The organism is Mesorhizobium sp. M7A.F.Ca.CA.004.06.1.1, assembly GCF_003999135.1.
In the GTDB taxonomy this organism is placed as follows: domain Bacteria; phylum Pseudomonadota; class Alphaproteobacteria; order Rhizobiales; family Rhizobiaceae; genus Mesorhizobium.
On record NZ_RZPQ01000045.1, the window covers coordinates 1 to 16,922 of the forward strand.

A 16,922-nucleotide genomic window follows, 5' to 3' on the forward strand; every position below is an offset into this window, starting at 1 on the left:
CTCCTGGCCACCGCGCTGTTCTTCGGCATCTTCTTCATCTATCCGCTGATCCGCAAACAGGCGATGGAGGAAGGCAAGCTGCGCGCCATGACGGTCTCGCTCAGCGCGCGCTCGGAAACATTCGAGCATGCGGCGCTGACCGATGGCCTGACCGGCATGCAGAACCGGCGCTATTTCGATGATGCGCTGAAGGAGTATCTCGAGGAGTTCCGGCGCATCGAAAAGCCCGTCGGGCTGATGATCCTCGATCTCGACCATTTCAAGCAGGTCAACGACACCCACGGCCATGACGTCGGCGACGAAGTGCTCAAGGCCGTCGCGAACTGTCTCAAGGACATGACGCGCTACCACGATGTGGTGGCGCGATTGGGCGGCGAGGAGTTCGCCGTGGTCACGCCCAACATGGACGCCGAGCTTCTGGGCAAGTTTGCCGAGCGCATCCGCAAGGCGATCGCCAACATGTCGGTGCTGTCGGGCAATGTCCGCCTCAAGATCACCACCAGCGTCGGGCTCGCCGTCTGGGACCGCAAGGAAACAGCGGAAGAGTTCTATCGCCGCGCCGACCGCCAGCTTTACGAGGCGAAGAGGCAGGGCCGCAACCGCGTCTGCGCCTGAAATCCCATCACTGAATTCGTGAGGCTGGCCGTCTGGCGCCGTTTTCTGCGCTTCCGATGCTCACGGACTCAAACGTCCGCTCCGCTTCGGTTCTCGAAAACAGCACCACCCGACTCAGCCTGACGAATTCCCTGACGGGATTTACCCAAGCGGCCTAGGCAGGGCGCAAGCTTGGCGCGGCTTCTCGGTCAGAAGGCAGAGGAGTTGGCGCTGCTGACCTAATCGTTTTGCGGGCGCAGGCCGAAGGTTGCGGGCTTTAGGCCGTAGCGCATGTCGAAATCGTCGTCCGATGGCGCGCGTGCGGCGGGTGGCTTGCGGTAGTCGGGGTCGCCGGCCTGGCGGCCTGAATCGACGACCTCGGCGAAGGCCATCGCCTGCTGCGTTGATTTAGGCACATTGCGCAGTCGTTCCACGATCGCCACCAGATCGACATCGTCGCCTGGCTTCGACGTGGCCTCTTCGCGTTTTGCGGTGCCGGGGAGCAGGTCACTCGGCAGTTTTTCGAACTTCAGCCGCATGGTCGTCGCCACGCCTTCGCCGAAGGCGATGGCTTCGCGCTGGCCCATGGAGGACAGGAAGGCAAGCGTCGAGGCGGAAGAGTCGGCAATCGCCGAGCGGATGATCGCCTGGTCCTGCTCATTGGCAAGCCGCATGGCGAAGAAGGTCGAGCATTGCGAAAGGATGGTCGGGTCGAGCTCGCCCGGGCGCTGGGTGACGACGCCGAGATAGCAGCCATATTTGCGGCCTTCCTTGGCAATGCGCGACAGCGCGTGCCTTGTCGGCGCGAAGCCGAGGCGCGGGTCGGCCGGCATATAGCGGTGCGCCTCTTCGCACAAAAACAGCAACTGCAGCTTGCCCTCGCTCCACAGAGCGAGGTCGAAGGCCAGGCGCGCCAGCACCGAGCAGACCGAATTGACCACTTCCGACGGCATGCCGGCCATCTCGAAGCAGGTTACCGGGCGGCCATGATGCGGCACGCGGAAGATGTTGCCGATCGTCTCGTGGATGGTGTCCTCGATCAGGCGCGAGTTGAACATGAAGCGGTAGCGTGGATCGGCGGCCGCCGATTCGATGCGCGTCTTCAGCGATTTGAGCGTCGGGCGATCGGTCTTGCTTTCGAGCATGCCCATGCGCTCATCGATCTGCTTGAGCAGGTCGGCGATGCGGTAAGGCACCGGCGTATCGGCGGTCAACGCATCGCTGCCGCGCCTGATATATGAGCCCGAATTCGGGTTGCGGTAGAGATTCTTGGCGGCCGGGATAAGGTCGCGCAAGGCGTCGATTTCTTCCGGCTCGGTCTCGCGGCCCCGGAACAGCACCTCGGCGAATTCCTCGAGCTTGAACATCCAGAACGGCAGATCCAAGGTTTTGGAATCGACCCTGACGCAGTATTCGGGCAGCGATGCAGCGAACTCGTTGTGCGGGTCGAGGATCAGGATGCGCAGGTCGGGCCGTGCGGCGATCGACTTGCGCAGCAGCAGCGAGACGGCGGTGGATTTGCCGACGCCGGTCGTGCCGACAATGGCGAAGTGACGCGCCAGCGTATCGTCGATGGCGATGTTGGCGGCGATCGTCTCGTCCTGCGCTAGCGTGCCGATCGTGATCGAATGACGCCCGGCGAGGTCATAGACCGCCTGCAGGTCGCGGGTGCGGATCCGATGCGCAACGGCGCCGATATGCGGATAGGTGGTGATGCCGCGATCGAAGACCGGTTTGCCGCCGGGCTCTGCTCCGTCACGGACTTCGCCGATCAGCTCGATGCTGACCTCGATGGCGTTCTGGCCCTCATTGCTCCAGGCGCGGTCCGACTTGCCGATTGCGTAGACCAGGCCGACGGTTCGCGTCGATCCGAGATTGATGGAAATCATCTTGCCGACCGTCCACAGGCCGGTCACCGCGCCGTCGGCGTCATTCGCATAGGCGCTGATGGTGGCGCGCGCGCCATCGCATTGCACGACATTGCCGAGGATGCGCTTGTCGTTCTGCTCTGCGTCGCGGCGCTCCTGCGATGTCGGTTCTCCAACGGAGGCTTCGCGTTCGACATACATGGACAGGCCAATCCCCATTTCCCTGGAGCATCGATCCTACCCGAATGGGGTTAAGGCCCGATGATGTCGGATGGTGTAGAGAGCATTAAAGGGCTCGTGAAAATTGTCGCCAGCCGGCTCTTCTCCGGCGTCTATTTTTCGCTATAATAGACATATGGATGATATAGCGAACGACATTTCCTCGACGATCGGCCGCAGAATACACGCCGAAAGGACCGTGCGCGACTGGTCCCTGGCCGAACTCGCGGAGCATTCCGGCGTCTCGAAGGCGATGCTCAGCACGATCGAGCGGGGCAAGACCAGCCCGACGGCGGCGCTTCTGGTGCGCATCGCGTCGGCCTTCGGCATGACGCTGTCGACCTTGATCGCGCGCGCGGAATTGCAGGGCGGCGGGATATTGCGCGAGGCCGACCAGCCGGTGTGGCGCGATCCCGACACCGGCTATGTCAGGCGGCATCTTTCGCCGGCTGGCGATATGCCGCTGGAACTGATCAAGGTGCATCTGCCGGCGGGCGCCAAGGTCAGTTTTCCGGCCGCTTCATACGCCTTCATCAAGCAGCAGATATGGCTGATTTCCGGGCGGCTCGAATTCATCGAAGGTGAGACAGTGCACAAGCTTGTATCAGGCGACTGCCTGGCGCTCGGGGCGCCGTCGGACTGCACCTTCCACGCCCTCGAGCCCGGCGCCGACTATCTCGTCGCGCTGGTCAGGGGCTGACACAATGGCAAGAAGACCAAAGCGCTCCCACAATGGGGGGCCGCCTCTCGATGAGTACAAGGGCCCGCCATGGGGCAAGGGCGATCCCTACATCTTCCTTGCCTGGCAGGCCGCTCATGCCAAGGCGTGGAAGGCGCCGAGCCACGAGGTGATGCTGCTGCGCATGGACAGAGCCGAGCGGCTTGGCCTGACCTATGAGGAGTACACGCTCGAGATACTCGAGCGCGGGCGGCATCTCGGGCACGAAGACGCCGACCGCATCAGCGCCATCAAGGCGGCGCGAAAGCGACGCCGCGCGCACCGTCTGGACTGACAGCAATGCGCCCGCTTCTATTGCAATCACAGGATATCCTGCACATGAACTCGATCGAGATCGCACCCCTGAACCCGACTGCCGAAACGCAGGACATGCTGGCCGAATTGCTGGTCGCAACGGTGGCGGCCGGCGGTTCGGTCAGCTTCATGCATCCGTTGGCGCCGCAGGCGGCAAGGACGTTCTGGGAGAAGTCGCTGGCCGCGGCGGCAAGGGGCGAAAGATCGGTGCTTGGCGCCTGGGACGGCAAAAACCTCGTCGGCACCGTGACCTTGCTGCTCGATTGTCCGCCCAACCAGCCGCACCGGGCCGAGATCGCCAAGCTGATGACATCAGTCGATTACCGGGGCAGGGGTGTGGGAACGCGCCTGATGCGAGCCGCCGAGAGCCTCGCCCTGGAGAAGGGCCGCACGCTGCTGGTTCTGGACACGGCGACCGAGGAGGGCGCCTCAGGCCTCTATGAGCGGTTGGGCTTCACGCTGGCCGGTGAGATACCGGACTATGCCCTGAAGCCGCATGGCGGGCTGACCGGCACGTTGATCTACTGGAAGCGGATCGGGCCAATCTCATAACCAGTCATGCCGGCGCGGAGAGGCGCAGGAGCAGCCATTGGCGGAAATCCTGTTCGGCTCCGGTCAGGCGTGCTGTCGACGCCCTGGTCAGGAAATGCCCCGATGTGCTGGAAAGTTCATAGTCGGAAAGCCTGACCAGCGTCTTGCTGTCGAGCGCCGCATCGACCAGCGGCCGCGAGCCCAAGAGCACGCCGGCGCTGGCGCTCGCCGCCTCCATGGCGGTGACGAAACTGTCGAAGCGGTGCGATCGTCTGGGATGGCCAGCCAGTCCAGCGGCGGCGAACCATTCCGCCCACATCTCGCGCGCGCCGGCGACCAGAAGCAGCGGCAGGGAAGGCCAGTCGTCGTCGCCGGCGAGCGCAGGTGCGGCCACCGGCACGAGCCGCTCGGCGGTCAGCCTGTCGGCTTCGCGTCCGGGGAACGATCCGTTGCCGAAGCGGATGTCGAGCACCGAGCCCGGCAGATCGTAGTCGGCAGGGCGATGGATCGTCACCAGATCGAGTTGGATGCGCGGCAGTGCCTTGGCGAGATCTGGCAGCGCCGGAACCAGCATGAGCAAGGCAAAGGAGATCGGCGCCCGGATGGTCACGGTCTGGACGGCACGCGGCTCGAACAGTTCCGCGGTGCTGTTGCCGATGGTGGCGAAGGCCGACTGGATGTGAGGCAAGTAGGCCGCACCCTCCGGCGACAGTGCAACGCCCCGCGCCAGCCGCGAAAACAAACGTGTCTTGAGCCGCTCCTCGAGAAACCGGATGTGCTGGCTGACGGCTGCCTGGGTGAGACCGAGCTCGGCTGCCGCCGCGGTGAAATTCGACAGCCGCGCCGCCGCCTCGAAACTGCGCAGCCAGTCCAGAGGCGGCACGGGTGTATTTGTACGAGCCATTAGTATTCTGCGGTCATTGGCTAAAAAATGATAATTTGAGTTATGCCTGTCGCGCGATCAACATGCAATCGAAACCCTGCGGATCAGGCTGCGGGGGACGCAATGAACAGGAACGGATCTCCATGCTCACCCACGCGCTGATCGGCGACGAAGGCAGAACAATCGACCTTGGCTGGCAGGACGGGTCGCGCAGCCGTTTTCATGCCATGTGGCTGCGCGACAATGCGCTGGACGACAAGACGCGCAGCGCCGGCAATGGTCAACGGCTCATCACCATTCTCGACATTCCCGCCAACACCAGGATCGGCGCCGCGTCGATCAAAGGCGGCGCCCTGGAAGTCAGCTTCGTGCCCGAGCAGAAGACGGTCAGCTTTCCCGCGGCATGGCTGAGCGCCAATGCCTATGATCGTGACGCAGGCCGCCAGCCGGGCTGGACAGGCGAGGCCACCGTGCGATGGACCAAGGCCTCGATGCAGAATTCGGTACCGCGCGCCGGCTATGTTGCGGCCAGCCGCGATCGTGCTGTGCTGGGGCAATGGCTGTCGGCGGTGAAAACCTATGGCTTCGCGGTGATGGACGATCTGCCGACCGAATCCGGGGCGCTGTGCAAAGTATCCGATCTGTTCGGCTACATCAGGGAGACCAATTACGGGCGCTGGTTCGAAGTGCGCGCCGAGGTCAATCCGAACAATCTCGCCTACACGAATCTCGGCCTCCAGGCACACACCGACAACCCCTATCGCGACCCTGTGCCGACGCTGCAGATCCTGTCCTGCATCGAGAATACGGTTGAGGGCGGCGAGTCCAGTGTCGTCGATGGGTTTGCCGTCGCGGCTGCGCTGCAGGCTGAGAACCCGGAAGGCTTCCGGCTGCTGAGCTCATGCCCGGCGCGCTTCGAATATGCCGGCTCTTCCGGCGTGCGGCTGCAGGCGAAGCGGCCGATGATCGAGCTCGGGCCCGATGGCGAGCTGATTTGCATCCGCTTCAACAACCGCTCCCTGGCGCCGACGGTCGACGTGCCGTTCAGCGATATGGAAGCGTACTACGCCGCCTATCGCCGGTTCGCGGAACTGATCGAGGATCCATCCTTCGAGGTGACGTTCAAGCTCGAAGCGGGGCAGGCGTTCATCGTCGACAACACCCGCGTCATGCATGCCCGCAAGGCGTTTTCCGGTACCGGTAAGCGCTGGCTGCAGGGCTGTTACGCAGACAAGGACGGTCTGCTGTCGACGCTCGCGGCGATCGAGCATGGGTTCAAGGAGGCGGCGGAATGAGCGGCCAGGATTTGAACGCGGACACCATCGTCGAGTTCATCGCCGACATCTTCGAGCGCCGGGGTGCCGAATCCTATCTCGGCGAACCCGTCACCATGTCGGAGCACATGCTGCAGGGCGCCTGGTTCGCCGAGCAGGACGGCGCGCCGGACGAGCTGGTGGCGGCGGCGCTGCTGCACGACATCGGCCACTACACCAGCGAGTTCGGCACCTATTCGCCCGAGGATGTCGAGGACAAGCATCATGACGAGGCCGGTGGCGAGGTGCTGGCGCCGTTCTTTCCGCCGGTCATCGTCGAATGCGTCAGGCTGCATGTCGCGGCCAAGCGCTATCTCTGCGCCACCGACCCGACCTATTTCGGCAGGCTGTCGCAGGCCTCGGTGCACACGCTGTCGCTGCAGGGCGGGCCGATGAGCGCCGATGAAGTGGCCGAGTTCCGCAAGAACCCGTTCCACGAGGAAGCGGTCCGGGTCCGCATCTGGGACGAGAGCGGCAAGATCGCCAACATGAAGACACGGGCGTTTCGCGATTACGTGCCGCTGCTGCAGCGGGTGGTGACACAGTTCGCCGCGGGTAAGCCGGCGTAATTCCCTCGAAGGAAGGAGGCAGGGTGCAAGCCATGCCTCCTTCCTTTTTTACTCCGCAGGAATGGCGCTCGCCTATCCCTTGTGGTGCACCTGCTGCAGGCCGTAGACCGGCGTCGCCAAGCCGGCCTGCCTGGCTTTCAACTGCAGCGCCAGGAACTGCGAATAGTGTCGTGATTGGTGCAGATTGCCGCCGTGGAACCACAGCGCCTCCTGTTGCGTCGGCTTCCACATGTTGCGCAGCTCACCTTCCCAGGGGCCGGGATCCTTGGTGGTGTTCGAGCCGAGGCCCCAGCATTTGCCGACCTTGTCCGCGGTCTCGCGCGATATCAGATCGGCGGCCCAGCCGTTCATCGAGCCGTAGCCGGTGGCGTAGACGATGAGGTCCGCAGGCAGTTCCGACCCGTCGCTGAGCAGAACCGAGTGCTGCTTGATCTCTTCGACGTCGACGCCGCTCTTCAGCTTGATCGAACCATCGATAACCAGCTGCGAGGCGCCAACATCGATGTAATAGCCAGAGCCGCGCCTTAGGTACTTCATGAACAGGCCGGACTCGTCGTCGCCCCAGTCGAGCATGAAACCGGCCTTTTCCAGTCCCTTGTAGAACGCCGCATCGCGTTTCTTCATCTCGGCATAGGCCGGGATCTGGAACTCGTGCAGGATCTTGTAAGGCAGCGAAGCGAAGATGAGATCGGCCTTGGCGGTGGTGATGCCATTCTGCAGCGCCTGCTCCGAATAGAGCGAACCCAGTCCGATTTCCATCAACGTGTCGGACCTGGAGATATGGGTACTCGAGCGCTGCACCATGGTCACGTCGGCACCAGCTTCCCAAAGTGCGGCAGCGATGTCATGGGCGGAATTGTTGGATCCGATGACAACGGCCTTTTTGCCGGCATAGGCGTCGGGACCCGGATGCTTCGACGAGTGGTGCTGGTCACCCTTGAAGGTTTCCATGCCCTTGAATTTCGGCAGATTGGCCTTGCCGGACTGTCCGGTTGCCAGCACCAGCTGCTTGGGCTTCAGCGTGATGTCCTTGCCGTCGCGGTGGACGACGACGGTCCATTCCTTCGTCTTGTCGTCATAGGACGCACTTTTGGCCTCGGTCGAGGACCAGTAATTCAGCTCCATCACCTTGGCGTACATTTCCAGCCAGTCGCCGATCTTGTCCTTGGGCGAGAAGACCGGCCAGTTCTTGGGGAAATCGATATAGGGCAGATGGTCGTACCAGACCGGGTCATGCAGGCAGAGCGATTTGTAGCGCTTGCGCCAGCTGTCGCCGGCACGCTCGTTCTTCTCGATGATGATGGTGGGCACGCCAAGCTGCCGCAGCCGCGCGCCGAGCGCGATGCCGCCCTGGCCGCCACCGATGATCACCGTATAGGGCTGCGTCTTGAAGCCGAGCTCGGCGGCTTCCCTCTCGCGTTCTTCTTTCCATGTCGGACGGTTCTTGCCCGAGCCGTGCCTGGCGCCCATCGGCCGCGCAAAGCCTGCCGGCTCCTCGTGGCCTTTCAGTTCGGCCATGGTGGTCAGCAGCGTCCAGATCTTGCCGTCCTTCAGCCTGATATGGCCGAAGCCGCGCGCCACTTCCGTCTCGAAGCTGATCCAGCCCTCGATCAACCCGTCGCTCTCCGTCGCGTCCTCGCCCTTGGCGATGGCGAAGTGCGACGGCCTGGTTTTCGACAATTGGTTTTTCAGCATGTCGCGGACCTGGTCGCGGCCTTCCATGGTCTTGATGTTCCAGGTGAAGGTAACGAGGTCGCGCCAGTAGCAATCATCTTGAAAGCAATCGACCGCCTTCTCGATGTCATTGGCAGCAAGCGCGGCGCCGAATTGATCGAGCAGGTCGGACAGTTTCTTGCTAGGGGCCGTGTTCTTGCTAGAGGGCTTGTCGAGCATCAGGTTTCCTCCCGTGAAATCCAGATCGTCATGGTGGTCGCTCCGCCGGGCTTGCCGCCGGACGATCAAGTATCGTCAGAGATGGTGGCCCTCGTCACGCCCCACCATAGTTTCCAGCGATTTCAATGGTCTATCCTAGAAATGAGATCGCCAGGCGGTTTCGGAATCGCCCGGGCGCCGGAAACGAACGTTCCATTTGTGAATGCCGCGCCGGTCGCGCAAAATTGATGGTCAAATGCCGCAATGCGGTCACCCGGGCCGATGACAACCGATCGGTGAGAAGCCGGGAAGCGGTGGCGGGCAACAGGGCGGTTCCCGGGATTTTCTGGATGCGGAACTCTGGAGCCCGTTATGATCATCATACCTTTCATCCAAGCGTCTTCATGTCGCTCCCTTGGCCGGCGTGGACGCGCAGCAGCAATGGCCGCGGTCATGGCCTTGAGCGCGACCCTGACCGGCCCGCTGGTGCTGCCCGGAACGCAGGCGCATGCGGCGGAAATTGCCGTCACCGTCCGCGAAAGGCTTTCGAATTATGGCGGATGGCGAACCTCGGCCCGATTCGGCGATGTCTGGGTTCCCTCGGTCCGTACCGAATGGCGGCCGTACACCGAAGGCAGGTGGGTCTGGACCGACGATGGCTGGTACTGGCAGTCCACCGAGCCATTCGGCGATGTCGTCTATCACTATGGCCGCTGGGCGTATGATCCCGATTTCGGCTGGGTGTGGATCGCCGGCGATCAATGGGCGCCAGCCTGGGTGGTGTGGCGTCAGGGCGGCAATGATGTCGGCTGGGCTCCAGCGCCGCCCGACGTCGGTGTCGCCTTCGACGACGCCTGGTGGTGTTTCGTGCCTGTGGCGGCGATCGGCGCGGTCGATCTGGTCAGGATGGTGCGGCCGGGGCAGGAGAACGTCGTCATCATGCGCAACACGACGATCATCAACCAGACGGTCGTGGTCAACAATGCACCGCGCGTGCGACTTGGCAATCAGGTCGTTGCAATCAATGCCGGACCCCGGCTGCAGCAACTCCCGAAGCCCGTCATCGAATCGATCAAGGCGGCAAAACTGGTTCCGCCTCGCAAAGGCGTGTTTGCCAGTGCACGGCTCGATGTTTCCAGGGGCGCCGAGATCAAGAGGCTTGCCGGCAATACAAAGGGGAACGGGCAAATCCTGGCGGGTCCCAAGACTGCGACCGGCAACAAGGCCATTTCCCCCGGCGCGGTGACTGCCAGCAATCCGGTGGTCGTGAAGCCGGTGAGCAAGCGGATGGCCGCCGGCAACGGCGCGAAGGCCGATGCGCTCAAGCTGCATGCCGACAGGACCGCGGGCGACGGACGCATCGTTGTCAAATCGTCGCTCAACCGGGGGTCGCCCAAGCCGGTTTCGGGGCAGCGTCTTGCACGCGGAGCTGGGCAACAAAAGCCGCATCAGCAAGCGTTGGCAATGCGCATGCCCCAGCACCATGCCCCGGCAAGGGTGGCACCCCACCATCCGCCAGCGAAGATGCAGGCCAGGAAGGCGTTCAAATGCGATCCACGCGTTTCCCGCTGCAAGGCGCCGGGCTGACAAGCTCGATCGCGCCGGCACGCTGTGCGCGCCGGCGCGATTTTTCCCGTTGACAGGCTGCCTTGCCCGCCCTTAGTGTCCGCCACCATGAAAACGGCACTCATTCTCGTAGGAAAGCGCGTGGGCAAGGCGGTGTAACCGCCGGGCGAAAACCCCCCATGCGCAAGACACAGGCTCCCTCGGGGGCCTTTTTTATTGCCTTAAACACGACTAAACGACCAGCAAACGCCAAATGGCGACAGTACGGGACCAGACCGATGAGCAACGGACAGAACGAGCGGCGCGAGATGACAGGTGCCGAAATGGTGGTGCAGGCGCTGAAGGACAATGGCGTCAAGCATGTCTTCGGCTATCCCGGCGGCGCTGTCCTTCCGATCTATGACGAGATCTTCCAGCAGGACGATGTCGAGCACATACTGGTGCGCCACGAGCAGGGCGCCGGCCATGCGGCCGAAGGCTATGCGCGTTCGACCGGCAAGGCCGGCGTCATGCTGGTGACCTCCGGCCCCGGCGCCACCAATGCGGTGACGCCGCTGCAGGACGCGCTGATGGATTCGATCCCGCTGGTCTGCCTGACGGGGCAGGTGCCGACCTCGCTGATCGGCTCCGACGCTTTTCAGGAATGCGATACGGTCGGCATCACGCGCCCCTGCACCAAGCACAACTGGCTGGTGAAGGACGTCAACGAGCTCGCCGCCACCATCCACGAGGCTTTCCATGTCGCGACCACCGGCCGTCCGGGTCCGGTCGTCGTCGATATTCCGAAGGACGTGCAGTTCGCCAGGGGATTCTACGTCCCGCCGCAGATCGCGCCGCGCACCAGCTACCAGCCCAAGGTCCAGGGCGACCTGGAAAAGGTCAAGGCGGCGGTCGAGCTGATGGCCAGCGCCAAGAAGCCGATCATCTATAGCGGCGGCGGCGTCATCAATTCCGGCCCGGAAGCGAGCCATCTGCTGCGCGAACTGGTCGATCTTACCGGTTTCCCGATTACCTCGACGCTGATGGGCCTCGGTGCCAATCCGGCATCGGGCAAGAACTGGATGGGCATGCTCGGCATGCACGGCACCTATGAAGCCAACATGGCCATGCATGACTGCGACGTGATGATCTGCATCGGCGCGCGTTTCGACGACCGCATCACCGGCCGGCTGACCGCGTTCTCGCCGAATTCGAAGAAGATCCACATCGACATCGATCCATCGTCGATCAACAAGAACGTTCACACCGAGGTGCCGATCATCGGCGATGTCGGCCGGGTGCTGGAGGATATGGTGCGGCTGTGGCGCGCGAGCGCCAAGGCCGACAAGAAGGCGCTCTACCCGTGGTGGGAGCAGATCGCCAAATGGCGTGCGCGCGACTCGCTCGCCTACAAGATGAACAACGACGTGATCATGCCGCAATACGCCATCGAGCGGCTCTACGAACTGACCAAGGGCATGGACACCTACATCACCACCGAGGTCGGCCAGCACCAGATGTGGGCGGCGCAGCACTATCATTTCGAGAAGCCGAACCGCTGGATGACGTCAGGCGGGCTGGGCACGATGGGTTACGGCCTGCCGGCGGCGCTCGGCGTGCAGATCGCGCATCCCGACGCGCTGGTCATCGACATCGCCGGCGACGCCTCCGTGCAGATGACGATGCAGGAGATGAGCGCTGCCGTGCAGCACGACGCGCCGATCAAGATCTTCATCCTGAACAACCAGTATATGGGCATGGTGCGGCAGTGGCAGCAGCTGCTGCACGGCAACCGGCTGTCGCATTCCTACACCGAGGCGATGCCCGACTTCGTCAAGCTCGCCGAGGCCTATGGCGGACACGGCATTCGCTGCGAGAAGCCGGACGAACTGGACGACGCGATCAAGGAGATGATCTCGGTCAGGAAGCCGGTGCTGTTCGACTGCCGCGTGGCGACGCTCGCCAACTGCTTCCCGATGATCCCATCGGGCAAGGCGCACAATGAGATGCTCTTGCCCGACGAGGCGACCGACGAGGCGGTGGCCAACGCCATCGACGCCAAGGGCAGGGAACTGGTGTAGCCGGCAGAACCAAGGCAGAGCTGTCGCCAGAAAGCCCTGCGCAAACAAAGAATTAGCTCAAGAGCTTGAAATCGAGATTCATGTCATGAACGCACAGCTACAACCGACCGGCTCCGCCTATTTCATCGCCAAGGAGACGGAAAAGCCGGAAAACCACACGCTTTCCGTGCTGGTCGACAATGAGCCGGGCGTGCTTGCCAGGGTCATCGGCCTGTTTTCCGGGCGTGGCTACAACATCGAGAGCCTGACCGTCTCCGAGACCGAGCATGAAAAGCATTTGTCGCGCATAACCATCGTGACGCGCGGCACGCCGCATGTGCTGGAGCAGATCAAGCACCAGCTCGAGCGCATCGTGCCGGTGCACCGCGTCGTCGACCTGACCGTGCGTTCGCATGAATCCGGGCAGGAGCGGCCGCTGGAGCGCGAACTGGCGCTGGTCAAAGTCGCCGGCACCGGCGAGGCCCGGGTCGAGGCGTTGCGGCTGGCCGATGCGTTCCGCGCCAGCGTCATCGACGCCAACACCGAGCATTTCATCTTCGAGATCACCGGCAAAGGCTCCAAGATCGACCAGTTCATCGCCATCATGAAACCGCTCGGCCTGGTCGAAATCTGCCGCACCGGCGTGGCAGCGTTGAACCGCGGCCCGCAGGCGATGTAGGACTTCGGCGGGGCTGGCGCCGAACGCGTCAGCCAGCTTCCATAGTGAGGCTTCCGATGCTGACTTGTCAGGGAGGATATCCATGTCGCTCGACGCATTCCTTGCCCTGCTTGTCTACGCCTTCGTGACCTCGATCACGCCGGGGCCGAACAATCTCATGCTGCTGGCATCGGGCGTGAATTTCGGCCTCGTCAGAACCGTTCCGCACATGCTGGGCATCAGCATGGGTTTCCTCGTGCTGCTGCTTGCCGTCGGTCTTGGCCTCGGCGCTGTGTTGACGGCGTTTCCGGCGCTGCATACCGCGCTCAAGATCGCCGGCGGCGCCTATCTTTTGTACCTCGCGTGGAAGATCGCCATGTCGCGCACGCTGACCGGCAAGGGCGAGACGAACGCGCGGCCTATGCGCTTCATCGAGGCGGCCGCATTCCAGTGGGTCAATCCCAAGGCGTGGGTGATGGCGATCACCGCCATGGCCGTCTATGCCAATGCCGAGCACCCGTTCCTGTCGGTGGTGTTGATCGCCGTGGCTTTCACTATCGTCAATTTGCCGAGCGTCTCGGTATGGGCAGGGTTCGGCACGGCGCTGCGTGGCTTCCTGTCGGACCCGGTGCGGCTGAAATGGTTCAACATCGCCATGGGCGTGCTGCTGGCGGCGACGCTTTGGCCGATGCTTAAATAGGCTGTGGGGCGCACCAGCCGATCGTAGGGGGACGGGATTCGGACTCTCGGCGGACCGTCCGGATCGGGAGCCGCCCCGTGTTGCACATCCATTGTGCAGTGCACATTAAATCTTCGTAATGCCGCCTTTTGGCCCTTTTCCAACAAAGGCGTGTCCTATCTATTCGGCGAAATCGCGGCAACGGGCCGCGTTGGAATAGAACCCATCGGACCACGACGTGTCGGGTGGAGAGGGCCTTTGACCATGCGTGGAAAAGTCGTTCTTTCGTTGCTGGCCGTCGCCTGCCTGGGTGCGGCCGGCTGGCTCTATCTTTCGCCTGACGCGCTTGGCAGGGTCCAGCAGGTCATCGGCGCAAAGCAGGTTGCCGCGCCGGACAAACAGGCTGCGGCTTCGGACAAGAAGGCCGACAATGCCGGGCGCTCGGTCTCCATCCTCTCGGCCGTCGCCTCGACAGCCGATTTCCCGATCCGGCGTTATGCGATCGGCTTCGTCTCCTCTCCCGCCGTCGTCAACATCAACGCGCGGGTGTCCAGCCAAATCGTGTCCATCGACGTCAAGGACGGGCAGATGGTCAAGACCGGCGATCTGCTGTTTTCGCTCGATGACCGGGCGCTGAAGGCGCAGCTTGCCAAGGACCAGGCGGCGCTGGCCAAGGATCAGGCGATGCTCGCCAGCTCGCAGTCCGATCTCCAGCGCGCCAAGGATCTGGTCGCCAAGCAGGCCGGCACGCAGCAGACCTACGACCAGGCCGTCGCCGCGCAGAAGGCTGCCGCAGCGACTGTCGATGCCGACAAGGCGACAATCGACGCCGACAATGTCCAGCTTGGCTTCGCCACGATCACGGCGCCGATTTCCGGCAGGCTGGGTGCTGTCAGCGTCGCCGTCGGCGATCTCGTCACCGTCAGCAATGGCAACAGCAGTACGGCGACCCCGCTGGTGACCATCACCCAGATGGACCCGCTGCAGGTCAACTTCAATCTTCCCGAGAGTAACCTGGCCCTGCTGCACAAGGCGCTCGCCAACCCGCAGCAGGGCGCGGTGACACTGACCAAGGATGGTGACCCGACGCCGATCGGCAAGGGTACGCTCGATTTCGTCGACTCCAGCGTCGACACCGCGTCGGGCACGATTGCCACGCGGGCAAGCATTCCCAATGCCGATCTTTCGCTATGGCCCGGCCAGTATGTGAATGTCGTGCTCGACGCCGGCATCATGCCGCAGATGACATCGGTTCCCACGGTCGCGGTGCAGCCAAGCCAGAAGGGGCCGTTCGTCTATGTCGTCAAGCCGGACAACACGGTCGAGATGCGGCCGGTGCAGGTGGCGCTGACCGAAGGCGAGAACAGCGCCGTCAGCCAGGGGCTGAAAAGCGGCGAGAAAGTTGTCACTGAGGGCCAGACGAGGCTGAAGGACGGCGCCGCGGTGCATGAGGGCAAGGCCACGGCCGATGCCGCGCCGAAGGTGGCCGAGGCGAGCAAAGCCGGCGAGGCGGCCCAATGATCTCCGAATTCTGCATACGCAGGCCTGTCGCCACCCTTCTGATGTCGTTCGCCCTCGTGCTGGGCGGACTGTTCGCCTACAAGTTCCTGCCGGTGGCGGCACTGCCCAGCGCCGAATTCCCGGTGGTCAACGTCTCGGCTTCGCTGCCCGGCGCCTCGCCGGAAACCATGGCGACGTCGGTGGCGACCCCGCTGATCAAGCAGTTCGCAACCATCGCCGGTATCGATTCGATCTCGACCACGAACTCGCTTGGCCAGACCTCGATCGCCATCCAGTTCGTGCTCAACCGCGACATCGACGCGGCAGCAGCCGACGTGCAGGCGGCGATCGCGCGCACGCAGAAATCATTGCCGCCGCAGATGACGGCGCCGCCGAGCTATCGCAAGGTCAATCCGGCCGACGCGCCGATCCTTTTGATGTCGCTGGTCAGCGACACGGTTCCGCTGACCGATCTCGATGCTTTCGCGGAAAATGTCATCTCGCCGTCGCTGTCGACCATAGACGGCGTGGCGCAGGTCTCGATCTTCGGCCAACAGAAATACGCGGTGCGCATCCAGATCGACCCGACCGCGCTTGCCGCGCGCGGCATCTCGATCGATCAGCTGCAGGCGGCGGTCGCCTCGGCCAACAGCAACACGCCGCTCGGCGTGCTGCAGAACGACAAGCAGCAGCTTACCATCACCGCCAACACGCAGCTGACTGACGCCGCCGGCTTCTCCAACATCATCAGCGTCCACAAAAACGGTCGACACGTACGGTTGGGCGAGGTGACCCGTGTGGTCGATTCGGTGCAGACGACGACGACGGCGAGCTGGTATGACGGTACGCGCGCGATCATCATGGCGGTGCAGCGCCAACCCGACGCCAACACCGTCGACGTCGTCGACAAGGTCAAGGCCATGCTGCCGTCCTTCAAGGACCAGATGCCGGCCGCCGCCGACATCAAGCTGCTTAACGACCGCTCCAGTTCGATCCGTCAGGCCGTCGATGATGTCCAGTTCACGCTGCTGTTGACCATCGCGCTGGTGGTCATGGTGATCTTCGTGTTCCTGCGCCGGGTGACGGCGACCATCATCCCGGCCGTGGCGGTGCCGATTTCGCTGATCGCCACGCTCGGCGCGATGTTCCTGTTCGGCTTTTCCATCGACAACATATCGCTGATGGGCCTGACGCTGGCGGTCGGCCTCGTCGTCGACGACGCCATCGTGATGCTTGAAAACATCTTCCGCCATATGGAGGAGGACGGGCTGTCGGCCTTCGACGCATCGCTGAAGGGCGCGCGCGAAATCGGCTTTACCATCATCTCGATCTCGATTTCGCTGGTCGCGGTGTTCATCCCGGTGCTGCTGATGGGTGGCGTCATCGGGCGCATCTTCAACGAGTTCGCCGTCGTGGTGACGGTCGCCATCCTGGCGTCGATGTTCGTGTCGCTGACGCTGACGCCGATGCTGTGCTCGCGGCTGCTGTCGGTGACCAAAGCCGACCGCGACAAGCATGGCCCCGGCCACAAGCCGGACCTCGTCACCCGCGGCTACGACAAGGTCTTGAGCTTCTGCCTGCGGCACACCTTCCTGGTG

The 16,922-nt window shown here is 63.2% G+C and carries 15 protein-coding genes; 12 read left to right on the plus strand and 3 right to left on the minus strand.

The genetic code is table 11. The features are described 5' to 3' along the window. Window positions 1-615: GGDEF domain-containing protein (locus EN906_RS05260; RefSeq protein ID WP_164777102.1), on the plus strand; the 615-nt coding region annotated here is incomplete at its 5' end. 218 nt (window positions 616-833) lie between these two features. On the opposite strand, the gene EN906_RS05265 is transcribed toward EN906_RS05260, so the two are convergent. Then, entirely contained in the window at window positions 834-2,663 is a 1,830-nt protein-coding gene (locus EN906_RS05265; RefSeq protein WP_127272677.1) for an ATP-binding protein, read from the minus strand. Window positions 2,664-2,817: 154 nt separating this feature from the next. Here EN906_RS05265 and EN906_RS05270 point away from each other — a divergent pair, with 154 nt between their 5' ends. From EN906_RS05270 to EN906_RS05280, 3 genes are read left to right on the plus strand one after another with little or no spacing between them, the layout of a single operon-like run. Continuing rightward, a complete protein-coding gene (locus EN906_RS05270) occupies window positions 2,818-3,381 on the plus strand; it encodes an XRE family transcriptional regulator (RefSeq protein ID WP_127272678.1) in 564 nt (187 codons plus the stop codon). Window positions 3,382-3,385: 4 nt separating this feature from the next. Then, window positions 3,386-3,694, plus strand: coding sequence for a hypothetical protein (locus EN906_RS05275; protein ID WP_127268618.1), 309 nt, complete (start codon window positions 3,386-3,388; stop codon window positions 3,692-3,694). Between the two features lie 44 nt (window positions 3,695-3,738). Next, complete coding sequence (locus tag EN906_RS05280; RefSeq protein ID WP_127268619.1) at window positions 3,739-4,266, plus strand: GNAT family N-acetyltransferase; 528 nt, start codon at window positions 3,739-3,741, stop codon at window positions 4,264-4,266. A gap of 4 nt (window positions 4,267-4,270) precedes the next feature. Here the strand turns inward: EN906_RS05280 and EN906_RS05285 are convergent, their stop codons facing one another. Then, the gene (locus tag EN906_RS05285; RefSeq protein ID WP_127268620.1) at window positions 4,271-5,149 is read right to left on the minus strand and encodes a LysR family transcriptional regulator; all 879 of its coding nucleotides are present in this window, start codon (window positions 5,147-5,149) and stop codon (window positions 4,271-4,273) included. A 122-nt stretch (window positions 5,150-5,271) separates the two neighbouring features. On the opposite strand from EN906_RS05285, the gene EN906_RS05290 reads away from it, so the two are divergent. After that, window positions 5,272-6,423: a gamma-butyrobetaine dioxygenase gene (locus EN906_RS05290; RefSeq protein ID WP_127268621.1), complete on the plus strand. Its 1,152-nt coding sequence runs from the start codon at window positions 5,272-5,274 to the stop codon at window positions 6,421-6,423. Then, the gene (locus tag EN906_RS05295; RefSeq protein WP_127268622.1) at window positions 6,420-7,010 is read left to right on the plus strand and encodes an HD domain-containing protein; all 591 of its coding nucleotides are present in this window, start codon (window positions 6,420-6,422) and stop codon (window positions 7,008-7,010) included. Before EN906_RS05290 ends, EN906_RS05295 begins: the two co-directional genes overlap by 4 nt. 72 nt (window positions 7,011-7,082) lie before the next feature. On the opposite strand, the gene EN906_RS05300 is transcribed toward EN906_RS05295, so the two are convergent. Continuing rightward, on the minus strand, window positions 7,083-8,903 hold the full coding sequence (locus tag EN906_RS05300) for an NAD(P)/FAD-dependent oxidoreductase (protein ID WP_127268623.1): 1,821 nt from the start codon (window positions 8,901-8,903) through the stop codon (window positions 7,083-7,085). A gap of 432 nt (window positions 8,904-9,335) precedes the next feature. Here EN906_RS05300 and EN906_RS05305 point away from each other — a divergent pair, with 432 nt between their 5' ends. The 6 genes from EN906_RS05305 to EN906_RS05330 all read left to right on the plus strand — a co-directional run. After that, window positions 9,336-10,469, plus strand: coding sequence for a DUF6600 domain-containing protein (locus tag EN906_RS05305; RefSeq protein ID WP_245484182.1), 1,134 nt, complete (start codon window positions 9,336-9,338; stop codon window positions 10,467-10,469). 257 nt (window positions 10,470-10,726) lie between these two features. Next, on the plus strand, window positions 10,727-12,508 hold the full coding sequence (locus EN906_RS05310) for an acetolactate synthase 3 large subunit (RefSeq protein ID WP_127375091.1): 1,782 nt from the start codon (window positions 10,727-10,729) through the stop codon (window positions 12,506-12,508). A gap of 85 nt (window positions 12,509-12,593) precedes the next feature. Then, window positions 12,594-13,166: an acetolactate synthase small subunit gene (gene ilvN, locus EN906_RS05315; RefSeq protein ID WP_023757090.1), complete on the plus strand. Its 573-nt coding sequence runs from the start codon at window positions 12,594-12,596 to the stop codon at window positions 13,164-13,166. Window positions 13,167-13,248: 82 nt separating this feature from the next. Further along, window positions 13,249-13,845, plus strand: coding sequence for a LysE family translocator (locus EN906_RS05320; protein ID WP_127271476.1), 597 nt, complete (start codon window positions 13,249-13,251; stop codon window positions 13,843-13,845). Between the two features lie 243 nt (window positions 13,846-14,088). Beyond that, complete coding sequence (locus EN906_RS05325; RefSeq protein WP_127272403.1) at window positions 14,089-15,345, plus strand: efflux RND transporter periplasmic adaptor subunit; 1,257 nt, start codon at window positions 14,089-14,091, stop codon at window positions 15,343-15,345. Continuing rightward, a partial coding sequence (locus tag EN906_RS05330) for an efflux RND transporter permease subunit (RefSeq protein ID WP_164777103.1) occupies window positions 15,342-16,922 on the plus strand: 1,581 nt, incomplete at its 3' end. The genes EN906_RS05325 and EN906_RS05330, both read left to right, overlap by 4 nt.